This window comes from Pseudomonas sp. F007 (assembly GCF_057814275.1).
Window position 1 is genome coordinate 102659 of sequence record NZ_JBVATA010000012.1, and the last position, 26337, is coordinate 128995.

Sequence of the window (26337 nt, forward strand, 5' to 3'; positions counted from 1 at the left end):
GAACGCCGCCCGGGCTGGCTCCTACAGGGGGACTTGCAAGCTCCACAGAATCGCAGCCCCGCCATGCAAGGTGGCTACGCCGGGCTTCTCCCCGGCATATCAATGCCATGCTGGCGCACCCGGCGGTACAGGGTGGCGCGGGAGATGCCGAGGGCCTGGGCGGTGGCGGTGGGTTTCCAGCGGTGGCGGATCAGCGCATCGATCAGGGTCTGGCGTTCCGGGCTGCTGCCTTGTTCCGACATGTCGTCGGCCGGTGGGGCCAGCAAGCCGGGGCTGCGCAAGGCTTCGGGCAGGTCCGCCAGTTGAATCAACGGGCCCTCGCACACCGCGCAGGCGTAGCGCAGGACGTGGCGCAGTTGCCGCACATTGCCCGGCCAGCGATAACCGAGCAGGCACTCCAGGGCGGCGTCGCCCAGTTGCAGCGGCGCCGTGCTGTGCGCCGATTCTTCTTCGACGATGCGATTGATCAAGGCCAGCCGGTCGCTGCGTTCGCGCAGCGGTGGTAACGGGAAGCGCGCACCGGCGAGGCGAAAGTACAGGTCTTCGCGAAACGCCCCGGCGCTGACCAGGGTTTCCAGATCGCGGTGGCTGGCGCAGATCACCTGGATGTCCACCGCCTTGCGCCGTGATCCACCCAGCGGCGCCACTTCACCTTCGGCCAGCACCCGCAGCAGGCGCGTCTGCAGACTCAGCGGCATGTCGCCGATTTCATCGAGGAACAGCGTGCCGCCATCGGCCTGTTGCAGCAGGCCTTGCATGCCTTTGCTGGCGGCGCCGGTGAAGGCGCCGGCGACGTAGCCGAACAGTTCGCTCTCGATCAGGCCTTCCGGAATCGCCGCGCAGTTGATCGCCACGAAGGGCTGCTCGCGGCGCTGGCTGGCCTGGTGCAACTGGCGGGCGAAGACTTCCTTGCCGCTGCCGGTTTCGCCCTGGATCAGCACCGGCAGGTTGCGGTCCTTGACCCGCACTGCCAGGCGCAGACTTTCTTCCACGCGTGGGTCGAGTTCGGCGGGAGACAGCGCCAGGCGCGGGCGATGGCGCGGCAGCCGACGCGGCGCGCCGAGGCGTCCGTGCAAAACCAGACCAAGTCCCGGGCTGGGCAACAGGCACAGGGCTTCGTCGCGGGCTCCATGCAGGCGCTGCTGATCGAAGACCTGGCCGATGTGCTCGGGCAAGCGGCCAAAACCCTGCAGCAGCAGGTGCCGCGCCGCCGGGTTGAGGGCCTGCAGGCGGCCGTCGTCATCCCAGGCCAGCAGATAGTCCGGCTGACTGTCGACATAGCCCGGGCTGCTGTGGGCACGCAGGACCCAGTAGCCCTCGGCGCTGTTCATGAAAAACGCCTGTTCGATTTGCCGCGCGCTCTCTACCACCATTTGCCGGATCAGGTGCTGTGAGCGGCGTTCATCGGGCGAACGGACCGCCGACACATCGAGTACCCCGAGCAGTTCGCCGCGGGGATCGAACACCGGTGCGGCGGAGCAGGTCAGGCCGATAAAGGCTGCGCGAAAGTGATCGCGCTTGTGCACCGTGACTGGCGCCCGGGCGGTCAGCACCGCTGCCACCCCACAGGTGCCTTCCTCGCCCTCGGACCAGCAGGTGCCGAGGTACAGGCCGGCCTTCTGGCAGTCGTTGCGAATGGTGCTTTCGACCCGGTAATCGATGGTCTGGCCCTGGGCGTCGGTGAGCAGCACGCAGTAGTCGGCATCGCGCACGCGGCCGTGCAGGCGCGCGACTTCTTCGCTGGCGATGCGCAGGAACAATTCCGAGCGTTCGCGGCATTCCTGCAGCACATGCTGGGAGAGGATGCGCGGCCCCTGCAGCGAGCCGGGGTCCAGATGGTGTTGCTCCATGGAGCGGCGCCACGAATCGAGAATCAGGTCAGGCACCGGCAGTTGTGGCAGGTGGTCGGCGTTCTTCAGGACACGGCTGACGCAATCGACGTGCGCCCTTGAGTGTGCGGAAAGCATTAAGGCCTCCGAGTGCAGCTTCTTGTCGTTGTGCGGCCATTAAGCGCCGTTCTCTGGCCGTCGACAAGCGCCAGACGGCGTACGGCGGCGAGTGAGACGCGACGTCTCAAGGTCACGCCGAGCCACCGTGCAGCCTGACATCCGACGTCTCAGTCGCGGCTGTCGCTGGCGCCCATTGCGCACCGAGAAAACGCTCTAAAACAGGCGTTTCCAGTGATTTTTCGCGAACTGGCACCGGCCTTGCTCAAGCCAGGGCAAGACCAATAATAATTCGAGGTGCCTGTATGTCCTGTCTCCGTGAGTGGCTGCCCGTTGCCTGGCGGAGCGCCTCATGAAGCGCCCGCCGCTGACCGTCGGCATCATTGCCAACCCGGCATCGGGCCGTGATGTGCGACGCCTGACTGCCAACGCGGGGTTGTTCTCCAGCACCGACAAGGTTTCGGTGATCCAGCGCCTGCTCGCCGCCTTTGGCGCCACGGGCATTGAGCGGGTGCTGCTGCCCACCGACATGATCGGCATGGCGGCGGCGATCCTCAAGAACAGCCACAGTCGCCAGGCCCGCGACAGTCACTGGCCGGCCCTCGAGTTTCTCGACTTCACCCTGCGCCAGAACGTCAGCGACACCCGCCAGGCCGCGCGCCTGATGGCCGAACGCGAGGTGGCGCTGATCGCCGTGCTTGGCGGCGACGGTACCCACAAGGCGGTGGCCGCCGAGGTTGGCGATATCCCGCTGCTGACCCTGTCCACCGGCACCAACAATGCCTTTCCGGAATTGCGCGAAGCCACCAGCGCCGGCCTCGCAGGCGGGTTGTACGCCAGCGGACGGATTCCTCCGCAGATTGCCCTGCGGCGCAACAAGCGCCTGTTGGTGCGCGAGGCCCGGCGTGGCCTGTGCGAACTGGCGCTGGTGGACGTCGCGGTGTCATCGCTGGCCTTTGTCGGCGCACGGGCGATCAGTCGTGCGGCAGACCTGGCGCAAGTCTTCGTGACCTTTGCCGAGCCGCAATCGATCGGGCTCTCGGCGCTCTGTGGGCTGTGGCTGCCGGTGCCGCGTCAGGCACCGCACGGGGCCTGGATGCGCCTCGATCCACAGTCACCGGAATCGCTGCTGGTGCCGCTGGCCCCCGGTCTGCTGCAAGGCTGCGGGGTGGCGGCGGCCGGTCGCCTGGAGCCGGGCGTCGCCCATGGCCTGGCGCTGGCCAGCGGCACCCTGGCGCTGGATGGCGAGCGGGAAATCGAATTCAACGTGCATGACCGACCCACGGTCACCCTCGATGCCGGCGGCCCGCTGAGCATCGATGTCGAGGCGACCCTGGCCTGCGCCGCGCAGCAGCGCCTCCTGGCCATCGGCCGCGAACATCCGCAACACCCCGTGAACCTTCAGTCCCAAGACACTCCTGGAGAATAAAAATGTCGACACCGCTGACTGCTGAGCAATTGCTGCATGCCTACCAGGTGATGCGCACCATTCGCGCTTTCGAAGAGCGCCTGCACGTGGAATTCGCCACCGGCGAGATTCCCGGATTCGTCCACTTGTATGCCGGCGAAGAGGCGTCGGCCGCGGGGGTCATGGCGCACCTGCGCGATGACGATTGCATCGCTTCCAACCACCGTGGCCACGGCCATTGCATCGCCAAGGGCGTGGATGTGTTCGGCATGATGGCCGAGATCTACGGCAAGAAAACCGGGGTCTGCCAGGGCAAGGGCGGCTCCATGCACATCGCCGATTTCGAGAAGGGCATGCTCGGCGCCAACGGCATCGTCGGTGCCGGTGCGCCGCTGGTGGTAGGCGCGGCGCTGGCAGCCCGGCTCAAGGGCACCGACGCGGTGGCGGTGGTGTTCTTCGGTGACGGCGGCTCCAACGAAGGCGCGGTGTTCGAAGCGATGAACATGGCCTCGGTGTGGAACCTGCCGTGCCTGTTCATCGCTGAAAACAACGGTTACGCCGAGGCCACGGCGTCCAACTGGTCGGTGGCCTGCGACCACATCGCCGACCGCGCCGCTGGCTTCGGCATGCCCGGGGTCACGGTGGACGGCTTCGACTTCTTCGCCGTCCATGAAGCCGCCGCTGCCGCCGTCGAGCGGGCACGGGCCGGTGAGGGACCGTCGCTGATCGAGGTCAAGCTGACCCGCTACTACGGTCACTTCGAAGGCGACGCCCAGACCTACCGCGCACCCGACGAGGTCAAGCATTTCCGTGAGCACAGCGACTGCCTGATGCAGTTCCGTGAGCGCACCACCCGCGCCGGGCTGCTCGAAGCCAGTCAGCTCGACCGCATCGACCAGGAGGTCGAGACGCTGATCGAGAACGCCGTGCGCAAGGCCAAGTCCGACCCCAAGCCGAGCGCCGCCGACCTGCTGACCGATGTCTACGTCGCTTATCCCTGAACGCCCCCCATAACAAGAATCGAGAACTCAATCATGGCGAGAAAAATCAGTTATCAGCAGGCAATCAACGAAGCCCTGGCCCAGGAAATGCGCCGCGATCCGAGCGTGTTCATCATGGGTGAAGACGTCGCCGGCGGTGCCGGTGCGCCCGGGGACAACGACGCCTGGGGCGGGGTGCTGGGGGTGACCAAGGGCCTCTATCACCAGTTTCCCGGGCGGGTACTCGACACGCCCTTGTCGGAGATCGGCTACGTCGGCGCGGCGGTGGGGGCGGCGAGCTGCGGCGTGCGCCCGGTGTGCGAGTTGATGTTCGTCGACTTCGCCGGCTGCTGCCTGGACCAGATCCTCAACCAGGCCGCCAAGTTTCGCTACATGTTCGGCGGCAAGGCGACCACGCCGCTGGTGATCCGCACCATGGTTGGCGCCGGGCTGCGCGCCGCCGCCCAGCACTCGCAGATGCTCACCTCATTGTGGACCCACATTCCCGGGCTCAAGGTGGTCTGCCCGTCGTCGCCCTATGACGCCAAGGGCCTGCTGATCCAGGCGATTCGCGACAACGATCCGGTGATTTTCTGCGAGCACAAGCTGCTCTACAGCATGCAGGGCGAGGTGCCGGAAGAGCTCTACAGCATCCCCTTCGGCGAAGCCAACTTCCTGCGCGACGGCAAGGACGTGACCCTGGTGTCCTACGGCCGCACCGTCAATACCGCGCTGGACGCTGCCCGCAGCCTGGCCGGGCGCGGCATCGACTGCGAGGTGATCGACCTGCGCACCACCAGCCCGATGGACGAAGACAGCATCCTCGAAAGCGTCGAGAAAACCGGGCGTCTGGTGGTGATCGACGAGGCCAACCCGCGTTGCTCGATGGCCACCGACATCTCGGCGCTGGTCGCGCAAAAAGCCTTCGGCGCGCTCAAGGCGCCGATCGAGATGGTCACCGCGCCGCACACCCCGGTGCCGTTCTCCGACGCCCTGGAAGACCTGTATATCCCGGACGCGGCGAAGATCGAGAACGCCGTGCTCAAGCTGATCGAGTGGAGCAAGCGCTGATGAGCCAGATCCATACCCTGACCATGCCCAAGTGGGGCTTGTCGATGACCGAGGGCCGGGTGGATGCCTGGCTCAAGGAAGAAGGCCAGGCCATCAGCAAGGGCGACGAAGTCATGGACGTCGAGACCGACAAGATCTCCAGCAGCGTCGAAGCGCCGTTCAGCGGCGTGCTGCGGCGGCAGATCGCCCGCCAGGACGAGACCCTGGCGGTCGGTGCGCTGCTCGGCATCGTCGTCGAAGGCGAAGCCAGCGAGGCCGAGATCGACGCGGTGATCGAGCAGTTCCAGGCCTCGTTCGTACCCGGCGACGGTGCCGAGGAAGACCTCGGTCCGAAGCCGCAGAAGGTCGAACTCGATGGCCGCACGATCCGCTATTTCGAGCGTGGCAGCGGCGGCATCCCGCTGGTGCTGGTGCACGGCTTCGGCGGCGACTTGAACAATTGGCTGTTCAACCACGAAGCGCTGGCGGCAGGGCGGCGAGTGATCGCCCTCGACCTGCCCGGGCATGGCGAGTCGAGCAAGGCCTTGCAGCGTGGCGACCTGGATGAGTTGAGCGCGGTGGTACTGGGCCTGCTCGATCACCTGGACATTCCGCTGGCGCACCTGGTGGGGCATTCCATGGGGGGCGCGGTGTCGCTCAATGCCGCACGCCTGGCGCCGCGCCGTGTGTGTTCACTGACCCTGATCGGCAGCGCCGGCCTCGGGCAGGAGATCAATGGCGACTACCTGCGGGGCTTTGTCGAGGGGAGCAATCGCAACGCGCTCAAGGCGCCGCTGATGCAACTGTTCTCCAACGCCGAGCTGGTCAACCGGCCGATGCTCGAAGACATGCTCAAGTACAAGCGCCTCGAAGGCGTGGATGACGCCCTGCGGCAATTGTCGGCGAGCCTGTTTGCCGATGGCCGCCAGCAGGCCGATCTGCGTGCTGTGGTGCAGCAGGGCGAGCGCCCGGTGCTGGTGATCTGGGGCGACGCCGACGCGATCATTCCGGCGAGTCACAGCCAGGGCCTCAACGCTCGCGTCGAGATCCTCCCGGGCCAGGCACACATGGTGCAGATGGAGGCGGCCGAGCAGGTCAACCGGCTGATCCTGGACTTCGTGCAGACCCTTTGAACCGTTGCCCGGTGAGCGGCAACGGTCACCGGGCCGATCTGATTTCATGGAGATGTGAAGATGAGTGCAATCAATCCTGTGCAAAGCATGCGTGCGGCGGTCTGGCATGGCCGCAATGATATCCGCGTCGAAGACGTGCCGCTGCCGGTGGCGCCGCCCGCCGGCTGGGTGCAGATCCGCGTCGAGTGGTGCGGCATCTGCGGCTCCGACCTGCATGAGTACGTGGCCGGGCCGGTGTTTATTCCGGTCGAGGCGCCGCACCCGCTGACCGGCATCAAGGGCCAGTGCATCCTCGGCCACGAGTTCTGTGGCGAGATCGTCGCGCTGGGTGCCGGGGTCGAGGGCTTCAGCGTCGGCGAAGCGGTGGCCGCCGACGCGTGTCAGCATTGCGGCACCTGCTACTACTGCACCCACGGCCTGTACAACATCTGCGAGAACCTGGCGTTCACCGGGCTGATGAACAACGGTGCGTTCGCCGAGTGGGTCAACGTGCCCGCCAATCTGCTGTACAAACTGCCGGCCAACTTTCCCGCTGAAGCCGGAGCCTTGATCGAGCCGCTGGCGGTGGGCATGCACGCGGTGAAAAAGGCCGGCAGCCTGCTGGGCCAGAACGTGGTGGTGGTCGGCGCCGGGACCATCGGCCTGTGCACCATCATGTGCGCCAAGGCCGCCGGCGCGGCCCAGGTGATCGCCCTGGAAATGTCTGGCGCGCGCAAGGCCAAGGCGCTGGAAGTCGGCGCCAGTCATGTGCTCGACCCCAAGGAGTGCGATGCCCTGGCCGAGGTCCGGCGCCTGACGGGCGGGCTGGGGGCCGATGTCAGCTTCGAGTGCATCGGCAACAAGCACACCGCCAAGCTGGCCATCGACCTGATCCGCAAGGCCGGCAAGTGCGTGTTGGTGGGCATCTTCGAGGAGCCCAGCGAGTTCAACTTCTTCGAACTGGTGGCCACCGAGAAACAGGTGCTCGGCGCCCTGGCCTACAACGGTGAATTCGCCGACGTGATCGCCTTTATTGCCGACGGCCGTCTGGACATCACGCCGCTGGTGACCGGGCGCATCCAGCTCGAGCAGATTGTCGGCCAGGGCTTCGAAGAGCTGGTCAACAACAAGGAGCACAACGTCAAGATCATCGTTTCACCGAGCCGTACGTTCAGCGCCTGAAGCGGGCGACTTGGCGATGGCCGGCAGCGGCCATCGCATTTTTTATTGATTAACCCTGGCCTGGTTGCGCTTCGATCAGCCGGCACAGCGTCTGCACCGCGCCGCGCATCGACCCCGCCGGCGTGTTGCCAAAGCCCAGCAACAGCCCTTGTTGCACCCGGGCTGCATGACCGACATACAACCTGGACAAGGCCCCGGCACCGATCTGCTGTTCGCGTGCGGCGAGCGTCAGTGCGTGGTCATCGCAGCCGTGCGCCAGGTACGCCAGCAGATGCAAGCCGGTGCTGGTGTGGCTGACCGACAGCAGCCCTTGGGCCTCACTGGCCAGCGCTTCGAGTAACGCGCCACGGCGTTCGCTATAGAGCGCCTTGGCACGGCGGATGTGGCGGCCCAGATGACCCTGGCTGATGAACTCGGCGGCGGTGGCTTGCAGGGCTTTCGGCACGCGGTATCCGCTGCCGTTGCGCACCCGCTGCAGCACATCGACCCAGGCATCCGGCGCTACCAGGAAACCCAGGCGCAGGCCGGGTATCAGCAGCTTGCTCAGGGTGCCGACGTAGATCACCCGGCCGTGATTGCCGTCCAGTGCCTTGAGTGCCGGGGTTGGCGCGCAGGCGTAGCGGAATTCGCTGTCGTAGTCGTCCTCGAGAATCATCGCGTCGGCCTGGTCCGCCCATTTCAGCAGGGCCAGGCGGCGTTCCAGGCTCATGGTCACGCCGGTGGGGTATTGGTGAGAAGGCGAGACCAGTGCCAGCCGGGCCTCGGGCGCCAGGCGGCGGCCGGCCTCGACGTCCAGTCCCTGGGCGTCCACCGGCACTCCCACACTGTCGAGCCCGGCCAACGCCAGGCTGCGGTGGGTAGCGTCATAGCCGGGGCTTTCGACCCAGGCTTGCTGGCCGTGATCGGCAATCGCCAGTGCGGCAATCGACACCGCGGCCTGGGCGCCGGGGGTAATGATGATGTTTTCGGCACGGCAGGCGATGGCCCGCGACGCGCCCAGGTAATCGGCCAGGGCGGCCCGCAGGGACAGCAGGCCCTGGGGATCGCCATAGGCGGAGTGGGCCGCTGCGTGGTTGCGCCAGAAGCGGCCCTCGAGCTTGCCCCACAAGGCATGGGGAAAGGCATCCAGCGCCGGCAGCCCGGGGGTCAGCGGCCAGTCGGGATGGCCCAGGGACATGGAATCCAATCCTGTGAATTGACGGCCACGCTGCGAGCCACGCGATATCGGGCGTGCAGTGCCCGGGCCGGCAGGCCGTGGGGCGTCGATGCGGGCCGCGACATAGGTCCCCGCGCCCGGCCGTGCCTCAAGGAAACCTTCGCCAATCAATTGCTCGTAGACCCCGGTCACCGTCATGCGTGACACGCCCAGTTCGTCCGCCAGCAGGCGCGAGGCGGGCAGGCGCACGCCGGCTGCCAGGCTGCGCTCGGCGACTCCCTTGCGCAGGAAGCGCAGCAGCTGTTCGCGCAATGGCAACGGGCTGTCGGAGGCAGGGAGAAAGGCGTTCCAGAGCGGGTAGGCGGTGGTGCGGGTCTTCATGTGGGCCGTCCTGGCGCTGAGGAAGTGGTCTAGTCAAAGAGCAGGAAGTGGATATTTTCCGCAGGCCATTTTGACTCAATACTCGCGCCCTTGCTAATTCGTCATGCGCAACAGAAGGCCCTGCACCCATGAAAACCACCGCGCTCACTTTGCCCATCAAATCCAGCGATCTGTTGCACCCGATCGTCGCCGCATTGATCTCGGTGATCGTCAATTACGGCGGCACCTTCATCCTGGTGTTCCAGGGCGCGAAAGCCGCCGGGCTGAGCCCCGAGCAGACGGCGTCGTGGATCTGGTCGATCTCGATAGGCGTGGGTGTGACCGGAGCGTGGCTGAGCTACCGCTATCGCGCGCCGATCATCACCGCCTGGTCGACACCCGGCGCGGCGTTCCTGATCACCGTGCTGCCGGAGGTGCCCTATGGCGAGGTCATCGGCGCCTACCTGCTGTCGGCGCTGGGTTTTGTCCTGTTGGGCCTGTCGGGCTGCTTCGAACGGGTGGTGCGCCTGATTCCGCCGGGGATCGCCGCGGGCTTGCTGGCGGGCATTCTGTTGCGCTTTGGCGTGGGTGCCTTTGGCGGGGCGAGCGTCGATCCACTGCTGGTCGGCGTGCTGGTGCTCGGCTATGGGCTGCTGCGGCGGTTTACGGCGCGCTATGCGATTGTCGGCGTGTTGCTGCTGGGCATCCTGTTGTTGCTCGGGCTGGGGCAGGTGAGTTTCGCCGGCGTCGAGTTGAGCCTCGCCGAGCCGCTGTGGACCACCCCGCAGTTTTCCCTCAAGGCACTGCTCAGCGTCGCCCTCCCGTTGTTTGTGATAACCCTGACCGGGCAGTACATGCCGGGCATGCTGGTACTGCGCAACGATGGCTACAGCACCAGTGCCAATCCGATTCTCACCGTGACCGGGCTGGGCTCGCTGCTGATGGCGCCATTCGGCTCCCATGCGTTTAACGTGGCGGCGATCACCGCGGCGATCTGCACCGGTCCGCAAGCCCATGAGGAGCCGGGCAAGCGCTACATCGCCGGCCTGGCCTGTGGGGTGTTCTATGTGCTGGTGGGGATTTTTGGCAGCACCCTGGCGACCTTGTTTGTAATCCTGCCGGCGAGCTTTATCAGCACCCTGGCTGGGCTGGCGTTGCTGGGGGCGATTGGCGGCAGTCTGGCGACGGCGTTGGGCGATGTGCGCGGACGTGAAACGGCGTTGATCACCTTTTTGGCGACGGCGGCGAATGTCACGTTGTGGGGGTTGGGTGGGGCGTTCTGGGGGGTGGTGCTGGGGCTGGCGATGCATGGGTTGATTCATGCGCGGGGCAGGCACTGATGCCATCGCGGTTCAAACTGTAGGAGCTGGCTTGCCAGCGAAAGCGGAGTGTCAGGTGCTGCAGTTGTTGAATGTGCCGGCCTCTTCGCTGGCAAGCCAGCTCCTACAGAGATTGGAGTCGATCACTCGATTGTCAGTCAACCTGCAGAGGCGCCTGACGCGTGCTTCGCCCAAGCACGCGTCAGTACCGATCAAGCCTCAGTGATGCTTGTTCTTGTGCTTGTTTTTATGTTTGTGCTTGCCGTTATGGCTGTTGTGGCTGGAGTGGTTGTCGTCATCGGCGAGGTTGTTGCCGACGGCGCCACCCGCTGCGCCGCCGAGGCCGGCGCCGATGGTCGAACCGGTCGAGCCACCCAGTGCATTGCCGACCACCGAGCCACCCGCGGCACCCAGGCCACCGCCGATGGCGGCTTCGTTGCGGTTGCCCTTGGGCGCGGCGATCGCGCCACCCGCGGCGCCGCCGACGCCGGCACCAATGGCCGCACCGGTACTGCCGCCGAGCTGGCCGCCCACCACATTACCCAGCGCACCCCCCAGCCCGCCGCCGACCGCCGCGCTGCCATCGCCGGCAGCCAGTGCGCCTTGGGAGATCAGGATGCCCATGACCAAAGCTGAAAGTGTCAAACGCATGATGAGGTTTTCCGTGTGTGAGGGTGTTGCAGATGTAGAGTGTCGCGGCGTTACAAAGTTCGATTCGAGGCTTGTAGGAGCTGGCTTGTCGGGACGCCGCAACGCAGCGAACCAGGCGCCTCGGTGTGTCAGGCCCGCCGCCTTCGCCGGCAAGCCGGCTCCTACAGGGTCTTTATCAGCTGTCATACCCCAGGTTCGGCGCCAGCCAGCGTTCGGTCACGCTCAGTTCCTGGCCCTTGCGCGCGGTATAGCTTTGCACCTGGTCCTTGTCGATCTTGCCCACGGCGAAGTACTGCGCCTGCGGGTGGGCGAAGTACCAGCCGCTGACGGCCGCCGCCGGGAACATTGCGTAGTGCTCGGTGAGGAACACGCCGCTGCGTCCGGCCTTGAGTTCCTGGGCCTCGGGGTCGAGCAACTTGAACAGCGTGGCCTTCTCGGTGTGGTCCGGGCAGGCCGGGTAGCCGGGTGCCGGGCGAATGCCGCTGTACTGCTCCTTGATCAGCGCTTCGTTGTCCAGCGCTTCATCCTTGGCATAACCCCAATGCTCTTTACGCACCTGCTGGTGCAGCCATTCGGCACAGGCTTCGGCCAGACGGTCGGCAAGGGCCTTGACCATGATCGAGTTGTAGTCGTCGCCCGCGTCCTGGTAGGCCTTGGCCACTTCCTCGGCACCGATGCCGGCGGTGGTGATGAAGCCGCCGACGTAGTCGGTCACACCGCTGTCCTTGGGCGCGACGAAGTCGGCCAGGGAGAAGTTCGGCTTGCCGTCGGTCTTGATGATCTGCTGGCGCAGGTGATGCAGGCGGGCGAGGGGCTTGCCGTCGTCGCCATAGACTTCCAGGTCGTCGTCATGCACCTGGTTGGCCGGCCAGAAACCAAACACCGCACGGGCGCTGATCAGCTTCTCGTCGATCAGCTTGGCGAGCATTTCCTGGGCATCGGCATAGAGCGCGGTGGCGGCTTCACCGACCACTTCATCCTCGAGGATGCGCGGGAATTTGCCGGCCAGGTCCCAGGAGATAAAGAACGGCGTCCAGTCGATGTACTCGGCCAGGACCTTGAGGTCGATGTTGTCCAGCACCTTGGCGCCGGTAAAGGTCGGCACCACCGGCTGGTAGCTGTCCCAGTCGAACTGCGGTTTCTTGGCGATCGCCGCCGGGTAGCTCAGGCGTTCGGTGCGGGCGCTGCGGTTGGCGGTGCGCTCGCGGACTTCGATGTATTCCTCGCGGGTTTTCTCGACGAAACCGGCCTTCAGTTCCTTGGACAGCAACTGGGTCGCCACACCCACGGCACGGGAGGCATCGGTGACGTAGACCACCGCGTCATTGCTGTACTTGGGCTCGATCTTCACCGCGGTGTGCGCCTTGGACGTGGTCGCGCCGCCGATCATCAACGGCAGGTGGAAATCCTGGCGCTGCATTTCGCGGGCAACATGGACCATTTCGTCCAGCGACGGGGTGATCAGCCCGGACAGGCCGATGATGTCGCACTTCTGCTCCTTGGCGATCTGGAGGATTTTCTCCGCCGGTACCATTACGCCGAGGTCGACGATGTCGTAGCCGTTACAGCCCAGCACCACGCCGACGATGTTCTTGCCGATGTCGTGCACGTCGCCCTTGACCGTGGCCATCAGGATCTTGCCCTTGGCCTCCGGCTTGTCGCCTTTTTCCAGCTCGATGAACGGGATCAGGTGGGCCACCGCCTGTTTCATCACGCGGGCGGATTTCACCACCTGCGGCAGGAACATTTTGCCGGCGCCGAACAGGTCGCCGACGATGTTCATGCCCGACATCAGCGGACCTTCGATGACCTCGATTGGTCGGGCGAACGACAGGCGCGACTCTTCGGTGTCTTCGACAATGTGGGTGGTAATGCCCTTGACCAGCGCGTGTTCCAGGCGCTTGTTGACGTCCCAGTTGCGCCACTCTTCGGTCTCGGCTTCCTTGACGCTGCCGTCGCCCTTGTACTTGTCGGCGATGGCGAGGAGGGCGTCGGTGCCGTCCGGGGTGCGGTTGAGGATCACGTCCTCGACCGCGTCACGCAGCTCCAGCGGAATCTGGTCGTAGATCTCCAGCTGGCCGGCGTTGACGATACCCATGCTCAGGCCGCTGCGGATCGCGTACAGCAGGAACACCGAGTGGATCGCCTCGCGCACCGGGTTGTTGCCACGGAACGAGAACGACACGTTGGACACGCCACCGGAGGTCAACGCGTACGGCAGCTCGTCACGGATGTAGGCGCAGGCGTTGATGAAGTCGACCGCGTAATTGTTGTGCTCCTCGATACCGGTGGCCACGGCAAAGATGTTCGGGTCGAAGATGATGTCTTCCGGCGGGAAGTCGACTTCGTTGACCAGGATGTCGTAGGAGCGTTTGCAGATTTCCTTCTTGCGCGCTTCGGTGTCGGCCTGGCCGGCTTCGTCGAAGGCCATCACCACCACTGCAGCGCCGTAGCGCTTGCACAGCTTGGCGTGGTGGATGAACTGCTCGACGCCTTCTTTCATGCTGATCGAGTTGACGATGCCCTTGCCCTGGATGCACTTGAGGCCGGCTTCGATCACGTCCCATTTCGAGGAGTCGATCATGATCGGCACGCGGGAGATGTCCGGCTCGCCGGCAATCAGATTGAGGAACGTGACCATCGCCTTCTTCGAATCGAGCATGCCCTCGTCCATGTTGATGTCGATCACCTGGGCGCCGGCCTCGACCTGCTGCAGGGCGACTTCCAGGGCTTCGGTGTAGTTGTCCTCGCGGATCAGCCGGGCGAACTTGGCGGAACCGGTGATGTTGGTGCGCTCGCCGACGTTGACGAACAGCGAGCTGCGATCGATGGTGAACGGCTCGAGGCCCGACAGGCGGCAGGCCTTGGGAATGTCCGGGATCTGCCGTGGCGCGTAGCCGGCGACCGCCTTGGCGATGGCTTCGATGTGCCCCGGGGTGGTGCCGCAGCAGCCGCCGACGATATTGAGGAAGCCGCTCTGGGCGAATTCTTCGATGACCCGCGCAGTTTCCGCCGGCAGCTCGTCGTATTCGCCGAATTCGTTGGGCAGGCCGGCGTTAGGGTGCGCCGAAACGTGGGTGTTGGCCTTGTTCGACAGCTCTTCGAGGTACGGTCGCAGCTCGCTGGCGCCGAGGGCGCAGTTCAGGCCGACGGAAATCGGCTTGGCGTGGGCGATGGAGTTCCAGAACGCTTCGGTGGTCTGGCCCGACAGGGTGCGGCCGGAGGCGTCGGTGATGGTCCCGGAAATCATGATCGGCAGCTCGAAGCCGAGCTCTTCGAACACGCCCTGCACGGCGAAAATCGCCGCCTTGGCGTTCAGGGTATCGAAGATGGTCTCGATCAGGATCAGGTCCGAGCCGCCTTCGATCAGGCCCTTGGCGGCCTCGGTGTAGTTTTCCACCAGTTCATCGAAGGTGACGTTGCGGTAGCCCGGGTTGTTGACGTCCGGCGACAGCGAGCAGGTGCGGCTGGTCGGGCCGATGACGCCGGCGACGAAGCGCGGCTTGTCCGGGGTTTCCAGGGTCTTGGCGTCGGCCACCTTGCGCGCCAGGCGTGCGCCTTCTACGTTTAACTCGTACGCCAGGCCCTGCATGCCGTAGTCGGCCAGGGACACCTGGGTGGCGTTGAAGGTGTTGGTCTCGAGAATGTCGGCGCCGGCGTCGAGGTAGGCTTTTTCAATCGAGCCGATCACGTCCGGGCGGGTCAGCACCAGCAGGTCGTTGTTGCCCTTGACGTCGCTCGGCCAATCGGCGAAGCGTTTGCCACGGTAGTCCTGTTCCTCCAGCTTGTAGCTCTGGATCATCGTGCCCATGCCGCCATCGAGAATCAGGATGCGCTCTTTGAGGGCTTGCTTGAGAACGTGGAGGCGAGCGCTGCGATCGGACATGAAGGACTACCTGGTAAGCCTATTACGAAGGGCGGGAATCATAACAAACCTGTGCGCGATTGGAGCATGGGGCGCTTTTGCATGAATATCGCTCATGTTGGGCAGGGTGCTGGCCCGGTAGAATCGCGACGATTTTTCACGCTCGGGACCCGGCACATGTCGTATCGCATTTACATCAGCCTTTTTGCGCTGCTCATCAGCAGTTTCGCGGTAGCGCAAGGCAGCTCGCCGGCGATCTCCTATACCCGCGACATTCAACCGATCTTCACCGAAAAGTGCGTGGCCTGCCACGCTTGCAACGACGCCGCCTGTCAGCTCAACCTGGGCAGCGGCGAAGGCGCGGCGCGCGGCGCGAGCAAGGTCCCGGTCTATGACGGTGATCGCAGCACGGCGTCGAGCCCGACGCGGATTTTTTACGACGCCTTTGGCAAGCAAGCCTGGCAGAACAAGGGCTTCTACCCGGTGATCGAGTCTCAGGGCAGTCAGGCCGCGTTGATGGCGCGGATGCTCGAGCTGGGGCACCAGACTCCGCTGCAACCGAATGCCAGGCTGCCGGAAGACATCGTCCTGGGGCTCAACCGCAATAATATGTGCCCGCAGCCGGCGGAATTCGACGGTTATGCCAGCCAGCACCCGAAAGAAGGCATGCCCCTGGCGGTCACCGGTCTGACCGACGCGCAATACCAGACCCTGCAACGCTGGCTGGCCTCGGGCGCGCCCATCGATGAACAGGCCCTGGCGCCGAACGCGCAAGAAGCCGCGCAGGTGGTGCAATGGGAAAATCTGCTGAATGCCCCGGGCGCCCGGGAAAGCCTGGTGGCGCGCTGGCTGTACGAGCATTTGTTCCTCGCCCATGTCTACTTCAAGAATGGCGAGCCCGGGCACTTCTTCCAGTGGGTGCGTTCGCGCACCCCGACCGGCCAGCCGATCGACCTGATCGCCAGCCGCCGCCCCAACGATGACCCGGGCACCCAGGTGTACTACCGCCTGTGGCCGGTGCAGGGGGTGATCGTGCACAAGACCCACATCAGTTATCCGCTGAGCCCGGCCAAGCTGGCCCGGGTCAAGAGCCTGTTCTACAGCGGCAACTGGCAGGTCGACGCCTTGCCCGGCTACGGCCCGGAGCGCCGCGCCAACCCGTTCGAGACCTTTCAGGCGATCCCCGCCCAGGCGCGCTATCAGTTCATGCTGGATAACGCCGAATACTTCGTGCGCACCTTTATACGTGGCCCGGTGTGCCGTGGGCAGATCGCGACCGATGTGATCCGCGACAACTTCTGGGCGCTGTTCCAGGCCCCCGAGCATGACCTGTACATCGTCGATCCGAACTACCGGCGCCAGGCCACGCCGCTGCTGGCGATGCCCGGGCAGAATGATGATGTCGGCAGCGTCCTGAGCCTGTGGCACACCTACCGCGACAAGCGCAACGATTACGAAGCCCTGCGCCGCGACAGCTACGCCGAGGCGCCGGCGCCGAGCTGGTCGACCCTGTGGGCCGGTAATGACAACTCGTTGCTGAGCATCTTCCGCCACTTCGACAGCGCTTCGGTGACCAAGGGCCTGATCGGCGATGTGCCGCAGACCATGTGGCTGTTCGACTACCCGCTGCTGGAGCGCACCTACTACCAATTGGCGGTGAACTTCGACGTCTACGGCAACGTCTCGCACCAGGCGCAGACGCGGCTGTATTTCGACCTGATCCGCAACGGCGCCGAGCTGAACTTCCTGCGCCTGATGCCGGCCGACTCGCGGGATGCCTACCTCGACGACTGGTACCAGAACAGCGGCAAGCTGAAGATGTGGATGGACTATGAAAACATCGACGACGACACCCCGACTGCGCTGAGCCTGGACCCCAAGGACCCGATGCGCGACTTCACCCATCAGTTGCTGGCGCGCTACGGCGACCTGAATGCCCGGCCCGACCCAATCAACCGCTGCGACGGTGCCTACTGCTCGCGGGCCAATATCGACCCGGCGCTGCAGGGTGCTGAACAGGTCCTGAGTCGCCTGGTGTCGCGCCCGGCGGCGGGCTTGAAGGTGATCGACCAATTGCCGGAAGCGACCATGCTGCGCATCGAAGTGCCCGGCGGCAAGCGCGAGATCTACAGCCTGCTGCGCAACCGCGCCCACAGCAACGTCGCGTTCATGCTCGGCGAATCCCTGCGCTATCAGCCGGGTCTGGACACCCTGACCCTGTACCCCGGGGTGCTCAGCAGCTACCCGAATTTCATGTTCAATATCCCGGTGGCCGACGTGCCGGAATTCGTCGAGGACATGGAAAACGCCAAGGACGCCAACCGTTTCGAGCGCATTGTCGAGCGTTGGGGCATTCGCCGCAGCCATCCGCTGTTCTGGGTGTATTTCCACGATCTGAGCCGCTATATCCACGAAACCGACCCGGTGGAAGAGGGCGTGCTGGACATGAATCGCTACGAGAACCTGTGATTGAGCGCGGGTTCAGGCCCGCGCTTTAACCCGACAAAAATACTGGGACTTTGTCCGGCGCCACGTTTGGCGTAAACTGCGCCCAAGCCTGCGAGGAAATTCCATGACCGCTATTACCATCACCGACGCCGCCCACGATTACCTGGCTGATCTGCTGTCCAAGCAGAACACTCCGGGCATCGGCATCCGCGTCTTCATCACCCAGCCTGGCACCCAGTACGCCGAGACCTGCATTGCCTACTGCAAGCCGGGCGAGGAAAAGCCGGAAGACACCGCGCTGGGGCTGAAAAGCTTCACCGCCTACATCGATCACTTCAGCGAAGCCTTCCTGGATGACGCTGTCGTCGACTACGCCACCGACCGCATGGGCGGCCAGCTGACCATCAAGGCGCCAAACGCCAAAGTACCGATGGTCAACGCCGACAGCCCGATCAACGAGCGCATCAACTACTACCTGCAAACCGAAATCAACCCGGGGCTGGCCAGCCACGGCGGCCAGGTCAGCCTGATCGATGTGGTGGAAGACGGCATCGCCGTGTTGCAGTTCGGCGGCGGCTGCCAGGGCTGCGGCCAGGCGGACGTGACCCTGAAGGAAGGCATCGAGCGCACCCTGCTCGAGCGCATCCCGGAGCTCAAGGGCGTGCGCGACGTGACCGACCACACGCAGAAAGAAAACGCCTACTACTAAGGCGTTCGCTGCGACCCAAAAAAACGGCGCCCCGTGAGCGCCGTTTTTTTATGCCTGTGTACATCCCGATATCACGTGTCATCGTTGGCCTCCATCGCTGGCAAGCCAGCTCCTACAGGGTTTCGCATACATCACAGTATTTGTGACCGACACAAATCCCACTGTAGGAGCGAGCCTGCTCGCGATGAGGCCATCAGCCACACCGCATTCATCGAGGTTACATCTACGGCCTATACAAATGCGCATGTCCCGCGCGATACAGCGACGACTCGCTGAAGCTGTCACTGGCCAACACCCGGCCCACCAGAATCAACGCCGTGCGGCGAAAACCCTTGGCCTGCACCTTCTCGGCGATATCTGCCAGGGTCCCCAGCACCCAGTCCTGATCCGGCCAACTGGCCCGGTGCACCACGGCAATCGGGCAATCCGCGCCGTAATGGGGCAGCAGTTCAGCGATGATTTTCTCCAGGTGATTGACCCCCAGATGAATGGCCATGGTGGTGCCGTGGGCGGCCAGGCTGCTGAACGACTCGCCGGCGGGCATCGTGGTCTTGTCGGCATAACGGGTGAGGATCACGCTCTGGGCGATGTCCGGCAGGGTCAATTCAGCTTCCAGCAACGCCGCGCAGGCGGCGGTGGCGGTGACGCCGGGGATGATTTCGAACGGAATATCCAGTGCCCGCAGGTGGCGGATCTGCTCGCCGATGGCGCCGTACAGGCTCGGATCGCCTGAGTGCACGCGAGCCACATCCTGGCCTTGGGCGTGGGCCTCGTATATCAGCTCGATGATCTGTTCCAGGTGCAGTTCGGCGCTGTTGACCACCTGTTCGGCCTGATGGCCTTCGAGCACGGCAGCTGGCACCAGCGAGCCGGCGTAGATGATCACCGGGCAACTGCGGATCAGCCGTTGGCCCTTGACGGTGATCAGTTCCGGATCGCCGGGGCCGGCGCCGATGAAGTAGACGGTCATGGCCGGCTCCTGAGGGGGTAGGGAAGGGTGCAGATGAGCGATGCTCATGATGAAAAGGGGGATTATGGCAATGTTCGCTGTTGAAACTGTAGGAGCGAGCTTGCTCGCGAAAAACTTGAGGGCGCCGCAATTATTCAGGATGCTCGTGTCATCGTTAACGTTTTTCGCGAGCAAGCTCGCTCCTACAGGTGCAGGAAATCATTACCCCGCACACGCCAACGCAAAGGTCGCCTGCGCATACTTCTGCCGTGAAATCAGCAAGGTCGCCGGCGCCTGGGCCAGTGCTTCGGCCAGGGCGAGGGCAGAGCTTTCGGCGACGCCGTAACAACCCGTGCGCTCGAAAGCGATCTGCGACTGGTGGCTGAGCTGTTCTTGATAGCCGGACAATTGCTCGCTGCTGAACACGGTCAGCGGTAAACCCAATTGCTCAGCCAGTTCAATCAGACCAGGTTCATCGCGTTTCAGGTCGATGCTCGCCAGCGCGGTGATCGATTGCAGATCGATCCGCTGAGCCTGCAAGGCCTGATCGAGTAACGCGCGCAGCGTGCTGGCCGGGCAGCCGCGTTGGCAGCCGAGGCCGACCACCAGGGTCGGCGCCGCGCGCGTTTCACTCATGCCTGATAGTCACCTGCGCTTTTGCGTCGGAACAACCAGGCGCTGATCAGCCCCAGGGCCAGCCAGAACGCCACGTTGGTCAGCTGCGAAGCGATCTTGAACTGTGCTTCCAGGGCCTCGGGGGCGAGCATCGAATGCACGTCCGGTTGCGGTGCGCCGACGATGTGCGGCACCGCCAGGATGGCCACGCCGAGTGCCTTCAGCAGCCAGTTTTTGCCGAAGGCGATCAGCGCGATACCGGCAGCGGTAGAAGCGGCAGTACCGATCCACCACATCTGCCGTTGCGCCAGGTCGGCGGCGGCAGTACCCGGTAGCTCCGGCGGCAGGCCGAGGGTCGGCGCGAGCACGAAAGTGGCGTAGCCGGCCAGGCCCCAGAGCAGGCCCTGGGACGTGCGGGTCGGGGAGCGCAGGGTGTAGAGACCGGCGAGCATCAGTGCAAAACCGACCGCCACCACCAGGTTACCGCCGGTGGTCGACAGCACGCGCTGCCAGCCGTCTTCCGGTTCCCAGGCTTCGGCGTCGTGGCTGTGGGCAGCCATCGCCGAGTCGGCATGTTCATGCACGTGCTCTGCGACGGGCTCGGATTTCTCGTAGGTCTCGGCCTGCAAAATCAGCGGCGAGACCCAGAAGCTTTGCAGCAGGGTCAGCAGAAGGGCGGCCAGCAGCCCGCTGAAACCTGCGGTTTGAGCAATACGCTTGATCATCTGGGCAGGTCTCAGTGGCACGGGAAAGCGGCGCTGTGCCGGGTGTCATGAGCGGCGTTGTGCACGGCTTCGATGTGCGAGAAGCCGGCGAAATACACCAGGCAGGCACCGAGGATCGAGGCACTGAGGGCGGCCACCAGGCGTTGGCCCAGTGTGGTGGTGCCGGCGGCGGTGGCGTGGCGGGTGCTGCTGATGGTCGACATGGCGCTTACCTCTGGTCAGTCAGGGGTGATCCGTGCGCATGCAAGCCTCCGCGAGCAGGCCGCGGAAACTCAAACAGCGCCCGCCCACCGCGGGTTTGTTATTCAAGTATTGCGGGCCGGTCTCCGGGCTCACGAGGGGCTGGCACTGGCCAAACCTGCAAGAATCGCCTTCCCATGCCCTACAGCAGGCACAGTGGCTGTGATTCTTCGCTCGCTTACCGTTGCGGGGGCAGCACCGGACTGACATGGCTTTGGAGTAAAGCACATGATTCACCGGTTTCCCGTTTCACCCTGTGAAGGGCACCCGTAACAAGCTGTGTAGGAGAGCATGGGCGGGTGCTGGCGTCAATCCTGGGACCGGGTTGAACCCTTCGCGAGCAGGCTCGCTCCCACAATGGATCAGTGGCCACCACAAACATTGACCAGGCCCAGTACGATGCGTAGCCTTGCACCTTCGAGGTTCTTCGGCCCCAGCGCCGAAGCTAAGAAGGGAACGCGGTCGATGCCGCGGCTGCCCCCGCAACTGTGAACGGTGTCGTCGCTGCCAGGCCACTGCACGCTCTTTCGAGCGGCGGGAAGGCGCAGAAACCGCCAGTCGAAAGACCGGCCCACCGTCAGCCAGGAGACCTGCCTCGATCCAGATTCTCACTACAACCGGGCGGGGTGATCCGGTGGCGAACTGCTCCCGCGCGCGTCTGCGTTGCCGGTCCTCGTCCCGTATGCCCGCCACCTTGCCAAAGGGCATCCGATGAAAACACTGGCCAAACTCCCCGTCACCATCGTTACCGGCTTCCTCGGCTCGGGCAAGACCACCTTGCTGCGGCACATGCTCGACAACGCCCAGGGCCGGCGCATCGCGGTGATCGTCAACGAATTTGGCGAGCTGGGCATCGACGGCGAAATCCTCAAGCAGTGCTCCATCGGTTGCACCGAGGAAGAAGCCAGCGGCCGGGTGTATGAGTTGGCCAACGGCTGCCTGTGCTGCACCGTCCAGGAAGAGTTCTTCCCGGTGATGCGCGAGCTGGTGGCGCGCCGTGGCGACCTTGATCACATCCTCATCGAAACCTCCGGCCTGGCCCTGCCCAAGCCGCTGGTCCAGGCTTTCCAGTGGCCGGAAATCCGCAGCGCCTGCACGGTTGACGCGGTCATCACCGTGGTCGACAGCCCGGCCGTTGCCGCGGGCACCTTCGCCGCCTTCCCGGACCAGGTCGACGCCCAGCGCAAGCTCGACCCGAACCTGGACCACGAATCGCCGCTGCACGAACTGTTCGCCGACCAGCTGTCCAGCGCCGACCTGGTGATCCTCAACAAGACCGACCTGATCAACCCCGAAGACCTGGCCCGAGTGCGCCTGGAAGTCGCCGAGGAACTGCCGCCAGCGGTGAAAATCATCGAGGCCAGCAGCGGTCGCGTGCCACTGGACGTGCTGATCGGCCTGGGCGCCGGCTCCGAAGAGCACATCGACAGCCGCCACAGCCATCACGATCATCACCACGACGGCGACGATCATGACGATCACGATCACGACGCCTTCGATTCGATCTCCATCGAACTGCCGCAGGCCGATGAAAGCCTGCTGCTTGATGCCTTGACCCAACTGGTGGTGCAGCACGGCATCCTGCGGGTCAAGGGTTTCGCCGCCATCCCGAACAAGCCGATGCGTCTGCTGATCCAGGGCGTGGGCACGCGCTTCGACAAGCACTTCGACCGCCAGTGGGGCGCCGAAGAAGCGCGCAGCACGCGTCTGGTGCTGATCGGCCAGGAACTGGATGCGGCCCTGCTCGAAGCGCAACTGCGCGCCGCCCTCAGCGTCTGATCCATGCACCTGCTCAGGACCCAGCCCGGCGGATTCGTCTCCGAGGACAACATTGCCGATCTCGGGCAAACCCCCGCCGAGCTGGTGATCCTGTGCAGCGGTGACTCCAGCCTGGCGCTACTGGCCGAGGCCGCGCAGCAACTGCCTGAGGATTACCCGAGCCTGCGCCTGGCCAACCCGATGCAGGTGCAGAATCACGCCTCGGTCGACCTGTATGTCGATCAGGTGCTGCGCCACGCCAAAGTCATCCTGATCTCGCTGCACGGCGGGATTGCTTATTGGCGCTATGGCGTCGAGCGCCTGATCGAGCTGGCGCAGCGCGGCGTGCAGTTGATTCTGGTGCCGGGCGACGACCGTCCCGACCCGGAGCTCAGCGACTTGAGCACGGTGCCGGTGGCAGACCGCGAGCGGCTCTGGCACTTCCTGCGCCAGGGCGGCAAGCACAACGCCCTGGAGTTGTATCGCTGCCTGGCCAACCGTTGGCTTGGCCGCGACTATGCCTGGGGTGAACCGCAGGTTTTGCCACGCACGGCGATCTATCATCCGCATCACGCCCAGCCGAACCTGAAGGATTGGCAAGCCGACTGGCAGCCCGACCAGCCAGTGGCGGCGCTGCTGTTCTATCGCTCGCACTTGCAGGCGGCCAACACCGCGTTCGTCGATGTGTTCTGCCAGCGCATGCAGGCGGCGGGGCTCAATCCCTTGCCCATCGCCGTCGCCAGCCTCAAGGAGCCCGGCTGCCTGAGCGTGGTCGAGGACTGGCTGGACGAGGTGCAGGCGGCGCTGATCCTCAATACCACCGGCTTTGCTCAATCCAGCCCCGAGGCGCCGCACCTGCGGCCGTTCCGCCGCGACATCCCGGTGATCCAGGCGATCTGTGCCCAGGACAATCAGCCGGGCTGGAGTGCCAGCGAACAGGGGCTGGGGCCGCGTGACCTGGCGATGCACATCGCCTTGCCGGAACTGGACGGGCGGATCATCAGCCGGCCCATCAGCTTCAAGGACCTGGCCTGGCGCAGCGAGCGCAGCCAGTGCGATGTGGTGTGCTACCGGGCGCACCCCGAGCGCATGGATTTCGTCGCCGAACTGGCCCGGCGCTGGGCCGAGTTGGCGCGGGTGCCGAACAGCGAAAAACGGGTGGCACTGATTCTCGCCAACTACCCGACTCGCGATGGACGCATCGGCAATGGCGTCGGCCTGGATACGCCGGCGGCGGCCTTGAATATTCTGCGAGCGTTGCAGGCTCAGGGGTATCCGCTACCGGCCGAATTGCCCGCCAGCGGCACCGCGTTGATCCAGCAATTGCTCGGCGGGGTCAGCAATGATCTCGACAGCATCGACCTGCGCCCCTGCCAGCAGAGCCTGGCGCTGGAGGACTACCGGGCGATGTTCGAAGCCTTGCCCGCAGCCAATCGCAACGCGGTGCTGCAGCGCTGGGGCGACCCGAGCGCGGACCCGATGTACCGCGACGGTCGACTGATGATCGCCGGCCTGCGCTTCGGCCTGACCTTTGTCGGCATCCAGCCGGCGCGTGGTTATCAGGTCGATCCGAGCGCGGTCTACCACGACCCGGACCTGGTGCCGCCCCACGGCTACCTGGCGTTCTACTTCTGGCTGCGCAAGGTCTATTGCGCCCATGCGCTGATCCATGTCGGCAAACACGGCAACCTCGAATGGCTGCCGGGCAAGGGCGTCGGCCTGTCCGAGCAGTGCTGGCCGGATGCGCTGCTGGGGCCGCTGCCGAACATCTACCCGTTTATCGTCAACGACCCGGGCGAGGGCGCCCAGGCCAAACGCCGCACCCAGGCGGTGATCATCGACCACCTGATGCCACCGCTGACCCGTGCCGAAACCTACGGGCCGCTGCGCAACCTGGAGTTGTTGGCCGACGAATATTACGAAGCGCAGTTGCTCGACCCGCGCCGCGCCCGCGAACTGCAGCGCGACATTCTGGCGCTGGTGCGTGAAACCCATATCGACCGTGAGTTGCAACTCGACAGCGACGCCGACGCGGCGATCTGGCTGCCGCGCCTGGACACCTACCTGTGCGACCTCAAGGAATCGCAGATCCGCGATGGCCTGCATGTGTTTGGCGAATCGCCGAGTGGGCGGTTGCGCATTGATACCTTGCTTGCGCTGTTGCGCATTCCCCGGGGGGATGGCCGGGGGGCGCAGTCGAGTGTGTTGCGGGCGCTGAGTAAAGCTTTTGTTCTGGGTTTCGATCCGCTGGACTGTGCGCTGGGCGAACCCTGGAATGGGCCGCGGCCGGAGGTATTGGCCGCGATCAGCGATGAGCCGTGGCGTACCGCAGGCGATACCCGTGAGCGGTTGGAGTTGTTTGCCAGCCAACTGATCTCGCAGACATTGAACCCTGATACCTGTAGGAGCGAGCCTGCTCGCGATGGTGTATCAGACACATCGCAGTCGCCTGACACTCCATCGCGAGCAGGCTCGCTCCTACAATGGCCGGCATCGGTAGAGGTCGAGGCCATCCTCGACCACCTGCGCGAAGTCGTCGCCCCACGCCTGGACGCCTGCGGCCCGGCGGAAATGCACGGCTTGCTCAGCGCCCTCGACGGGCGTTTCGTCCCCGCCGGCCCCAGTGGCGCCCCCAGTCGTGGACGCCTCGATGTGTTGCCCACCGGGCGCAATTTCTATTCGGTGGACGTGCGCAACCTGCCGACCACCACTGCCTGGCGCATCGGTTTTCAATCGGCCAACCTGATTCTCGAGCGGCACCTGCAGGACCACGGCGATCACCTGCGCCAGCTCGGTCTGTCGGTGTGGGGCACGGCGACCATGCGCACCGGCGGCGACGACATTGCCCAGGCCATGGCCCTGATGGGCGTGCGTCCGGTATGGGCCACGGGTAGCCAGCGGGTCGACGATTTCGAGATCCTTCCGCTGAGCCTGCTCGACCGCCCACGGGTCGACGTGACCTTGCGCGTCTCCGGGTTCTTTCGTGATGCCTTCGCCAACCTGATTCGCCTGTTCGACGCCGCCGTGCAAGCGGTGGCCGCGCTGGACGAGCCGGATGACCTCAACCCGCTGGCGGCCAAGGTGCGCCAGGAGCGCGAGGCGTTGCTGCAGTCCGGAATCGATGCCGAGGCGGCGGCGCGTCAGGCCGGTTGGCGGATCTTCGGCGCCAAGCCCGGTGCCTATGGCGCCGGCGTGCAGGGCGCGATCGACGGACGCCTGTGGCAGAGCCGCGAGGACCTGGCCGAGGTCTACTTGAACTGGGGCGGCTACGCCTATGGCGGCGCCGATGAAGGCACCGCTGCACGCGGCCAGTTTGCCCAGCGCCTGAGCCAGGTGCAGGCGGTGGTGCAAAACCAAGACAACCGCGAGCACGACCTGCTGGATTCCAACGATTACTACCAATTCCAGGGCGGCATGCTCGCCGCCGTGGAAAGCCTCAGTGGTGCAGCGGCGGCCAGTTACCACGGCGATCACAGTCAGCCGGACCTGCCGAAGATCCGCACCCTCAAGGAAGAACTGAACCGGGTGATCCGCTCGCGGGCGGCCAATCCGAAGTGGATCGAGGGGGTCAAGCGCCACGGCTATAAAGGTGCATTCGAGCTGGCGGCGACCGTCGACAACCTGTTCGCCTTCGACGCCACCACGCAACTGATTGACGATCACCAGTACGCCTTGCTGGCGGATGCCTACCTGCTCGATCCATCGACCCGCGCCTTCGTCCAGCAGCATAATCCCCATGCCCTGCGCGACATGACCGAGCGCCTGCTGGAAGCCCAGCAGCGCGGCCTGTGGCAGGAGCCGGGGGCCTACCGCGAAGCGCTGGAGCACCTGCTGCTGGATATCGAGGAAGAGTGTTGAACCCAA

Annotated in this window: 18 protein-coding genes and 2 riboswitches; of the genes, 10 read left to right on the forward strand and 8 right to left on the reverse strand. The window is 64.9% G+C overall.

Features of this window, described 5'->3' with window-relative positions:
* Nucleotides 1–74 precede the first annotated feature (74 nt).
* On the reverse strand, nt 75–1967 hold the full coding sequence (locus tag ACZYR5_RS27490) for a sigma-54-dependent Fis family transcriptional regulator (protein ID WP_489092589.1): 1893 nt from the start codon (nt 1965–1967) through the stop codon (nt 75–77).
* A gap of 331 nt (nt 1968–2298) precedes the next feature.
* On the opposite strand from ACZYR5_RS27490, the gene ACZYR5_RS27495 reads away from it, so the two are divergent.
* The 5 genes from ACZYR5_RS27495 (at nt 2299) to ACZYR5_RS27515 (ending at nt 7678) form a co-directional block, all read left to right on the forward strand.
* Nucleotides 2299–3375 carry an ATP-NAD kinase family protein gene (locus tag ACZYR5_RS27495; protein WP_489092590.1) on the forward strand — a complete coding sequence of 359 codons (1077 nt, stop codon included), beginning with the start codon at nt 2299–2301 and terminating at the stop codon, nt 3373–3375.
* Between the two features lie 2 nt (nt 3376–3377).
* Nucleotides 3378–4355, forward strand: coding sequence for a thiamine pyrophosphate-dependent dehydrogenase E1 component subunit alpha (locus tag ACZYR5_RS27500; protein ID WP_489092591.1), 978 nt, complete (start codon nt 3378–3380; stop codon nt 4353–4355).
* Nucleotides 4356–4388: 33 nt separating this feature from the next.
* Nucleotides 4389–5405, forward strand: a complete 1017-nt coding sequence (locus ACZYR5_RS27505; RefSeq protein ID WP_489092592.1) for an alpha-ketoacid dehydrogenase subunit beta — start codon at nt 4389–4391, stop codon at nt 5403–5405.
* Nucleotides 5405–6517 carry an acetoin dehydrogenase dihydrolipoyllysine-residue acetyltransferase subunit gene (locus ACZYR5_RS27510; RefSeq protein WP_489092593.1) on the forward strand — a complete coding sequence of 371 codons (1113 nt, stop codon included), beginning with the start codon at nt 5405–5407 and terminating at the stop codon, nt 6515–6517. The genes ACZYR5_RS27505 and ACZYR5_RS27510 overlap by 1 nt, the downstream gene beginning before the upstream one ends.
* 87 nt (nt 6518–6604) lie before the next feature.
* Entirely contained in the window at nt 6605–7678 is a 1074-nt protein-coding gene (locus tag ACZYR5_RS27515) for a 2,3-butanediol dehydrogenase (RefSeq protein ID WP_489092647.1), read from the forward strand.
* Between the two features lie 49 nt (nt 7679–7727).
* Here ACZYR5_RS27515 and pdxR read toward each other — a convergent pair whose 3' ends face one another.
* Nucleotides 7728–9215, reverse strand: a complete 1488-nt coding sequence (pdxR, locus tag ACZYR5_RS27520) for a MocR-like pyridoxine biosynthesis transcription factor PdxR (RefSeq protein WP_489092594.1) — start codon at nt 9213–9215, stop codon at nt 7728–7730.
* A 128-nt stretch (nt 9216–9343) separates the two neighbouring features.
* On the opposite strand from pdxR, the gene ACZYR5_RS27525 reads away from it, so the two are divergent.
* Nucleotides 9344–10534 carry a benzoate/H(+) symporter BenE family transporter gene (locus ACZYR5_RS27525; protein ID WP_489092595.1) on the forward strand — a complete coding sequence of 397 codons (1191 nt, stop codon included), beginning with the start codon at nt 9344–9346 and terminating at the stop codon, nt 10532–10534.
* A gap of 198 nt (nt 10535–10732) precedes the next feature.
* Here ACZYR5_RS27525 and ACZYR5_RS27530 read toward each other — a convergent pair whose 3' ends face one another.
* Nucleotides 10733–11164, reverse strand: a complete 432-nt coding sequence (locus ACZYR5_RS27530) for a glycine zipper domain-containing protein (RefSeq protein WP_489092596.1) — start codon at nt 11162–11164, stop codon at nt 10733–10735.
* A gap of 175 nt (nt 11165–11339) precedes the next feature.
* On the reverse strand, nt 11340–15050 hold the full coding sequence (gene metH, locus ACZYR5_RS27535) for a methionine synthase (protein ID WP_489092597.1): 3711 nt from the start codon (nt 15048–15050) through the stop codon (nt 11340–11342).
* 156 nt (nt 15051–15206) lie between these two features.
* Here metH and ACZYR5_RS27540 point away from each other — a divergent pair, with 156 nt between their 5' ends.
* Complete coding sequence (locus ACZYR5_RS27540; RefSeq protein ID WP_489092598.1) at nt 15207–17498, forward strand: fatty acid cis/trans isomerase; 2292 nt, start codon at nt 15207–15209, stop codon at nt 17496–17498.
* Between the two features lie 103 nt (nt 17499–17601).
* Entirely contained in the window at nt 17602–18186 is a 585-nt protein-coding gene (gene nfuA, locus ACZYR5_RS27545) for a Fe-S biogenesis protein NfuA (protein ID WP_008059275.1), read from the forward strand.
* A 223-nt stretch (nt 18187–18409) separates the two neighbouring features.
* Here the strand turns inward: nfuA and cobM are convergent, their stop codons facing one another.
* The 4 genes from cobM to ACZYR5_RS27565 form a co-directional block, all read right to left on the reverse strand.
* Nucleotides 18410–19156 carry a precorrin-4 C(11)-methyltransferase gene (cobM, locus tag ACZYR5_RS27550; protein WP_489092599.1) on the reverse strand — a complete coding sequence of 249 codons (747 nt, stop codon included), beginning with the start codon at nt 19154–19156 and terminating at the stop codon, nt 18410–18412.
* Between the two features lie 201 nt (nt 19157–19357).
* Nucleotides 19358–19771 (reverse strand): cobalamin biosynthesis protein, encoded by a 414-nt coding sequence (locus tag ACZYR5_RS27555; protein WP_489092600.1) that lies wholly within the window; start codon nt 19769–19771, stop codon nt 19358–19360.
* Nucleotides 19768–20475 carry a CbtA family protein gene (locus ACZYR5_RS27560; protein ID WP_489092601.1) on the reverse strand — a complete coding sequence of 236 codons (708 nt, stop codon included), beginning with the start codon at nt 20473–20475 and terminating at the stop codon, nt 19768–19770. Before ACZYR5_RS27560 ends, ACZYR5_RS27555 begins: the two co-directional genes overlap by 4 nt.
* Nucleotides 20476–20486: 11 nt before the next feature.
* Complete coding sequence (locus ACZYR5_RS27565; RefSeq protein WP_027620347.1) at nt 20487–20678, reverse strand: CbtB domain-containing protein; 192 nt, start codon at nt 20676–20678, stop codon at nt 20487–20489.
* 97 nt (nt 20679–20775) lie between these two features.
* A riboswitch (cobalamin riboswitch) is annotated at nt 20776–21001 on the reverse strand.
* 117 nt (nt 21002–21118) lie between these two features.
* Nucleotides 21119–21327, forward strand: a riboswitch (cobalamin riboswitch).
* Between the two features lie 99 nt (nt 21328–21426).
* On the opposite strand from ACZYR5_RS27565, the gene cobW reads away from it, so the two are divergent.
* A complete protein-coding gene (gene cobW, locus ACZYR5_RS27570) occupies nt 21427–22494 on the forward strand; it encodes a cobalamin biosynthesis protein CobW (protein WP_489092602.1) in 1068 nt (355 codons plus the stop codon).
* A gap of 3 nt (nt 22495–22497) precedes the next feature.
* Complete coding sequence (cobN, locus tag ACZYR5_RS27575) at nt 22498–26331, forward strand: cobaltochelatase subunit CobN (RefSeq protein ID WP_489092603.1); 3834 nt, start codon at nt 22498–22500, stop codon at nt 26329–26331.
* Nucleotides 26332–26337 lie beyond the last annotated feature (6 nt).

Coding starts and splice junctions, on each gene's coding strand:
- ACZYR5_RS27490 (WP_489092589.1), bottom strand. CDS start 1,967: ATGCTTTCCGCACACTCAAGGGCGCACGTCGATTGCGTCAGCCGTGTC.
- ACZYR5_RS27510 (WP_489092593.1), top strand. CDS start 5,405: ATGAGCCAGATCCATACCCTGACCATGCCCAAGTGGGGCTTGTCGATG.
- metH (WP_489092597.1), bottom strand. CDS start 15,050: ATGTCCGATCGCAGCGCTCGCCTCCACGTTCTCAAGCAAGCCCTCAAA.
- ACZYR5_RS27505 (WP_489092592.1), top strand. CDS start 4,389: ATGGCGAGAAAAATCAGTTATCAGCAGGCAATCAACGAAGCCCTGGCC.
- nfuA (WP_008059275.1), top strand. CDS start 17,602: ATGACCGCTATTACCATCACCGACGCCGCCCACGATTACCTGGCTGAT.
- ACZYR5_RS27530 (WP_489092596.1), bottom strand. CDS start 11,164: ATGCGTTTGACACTTTCAGCTTTGGTCATGGGCATCCTGATCTCCCAA.
- ACZYR5_RS27525 (WP_489092595.1), top strand. CDS start 9,344: ATGAAAACCACCGCGCTCACTTTGCCCATCAAATCCAGCGATCTGTTG.
- ACZYR5_RS27555 (WP_489092600.1), bottom strand. CDS start 19,771: ATGAGTGAAACGCGCGCGGCGCCGACCCTGGTGGTCGGCCTCGGCTGC.
- cobN (WP_489092603.1), top strand. CDS start 22,498: ATGCACCTGCTCAGGACCCAGCCCGGCGGATTCGTCTCCGAGGACAAC.
- ACZYR5_RS27540 (WP_489092598.1), top strand. CDS start 15,207: ATGTCGTATCGCATTTACATCAGCCTTTTTGCGCTGCTCATCAGCAGT.
- cobM (WP_489092599.1), bottom strand. CDS start 19,156: ATGACCGTCTACTTCATCGGCGCCGGCCCCGGCGATCCGGAACTGATC.
- ACZYR5_RS27495 (WP_489092590.1), top strand. CDS start 2,299: ATGAAGCGCCCGCCGCTGACCGTCGGCATCATTGCCAACCCGGCATCG.
- pdxR (WP_489092594.1), bottom strand. CDS start 9,215: ATGAAGACCCGCACCACCGCCTACCCGCTCTGGAACGCCTTTCTCCCT.
- ACZYR5_RS27560 (WP_489092601.1), bottom strand. CDS start 20,475: ATGATCAAGCGTATTGCTCAAACCGCAGGTTTCAGCGGGCTGCTGGCC.
- ACZYR5_RS27515 (WP_489092647.1), top strand. CDS start 6,605: ATGCGTGCGGCGGTCTGGCATGGCCGCAATGATATCCGCGTCGAAGAC.
- cobW (WP_489092602.1), top strand. CDS start 21,427: ATGAAAACACTGGCCAAACTCCCCGTCACCATCGTTACCGGCTTCCTC.
- ACZYR5_RS27500 (WP_489092591.1), top strand. CDS start 3,378: ATGTCGACACCGCTGACTGCTGAGCAATTGCTGCATGCCTACCAGGTG.
- ACZYR5_RS27565 (WP_027620347.1), bottom strand. CDS start 20,678: ATGTCGACCATCAGCAGCACCCGCCACGCCACCGCCGCCGGCACCACC.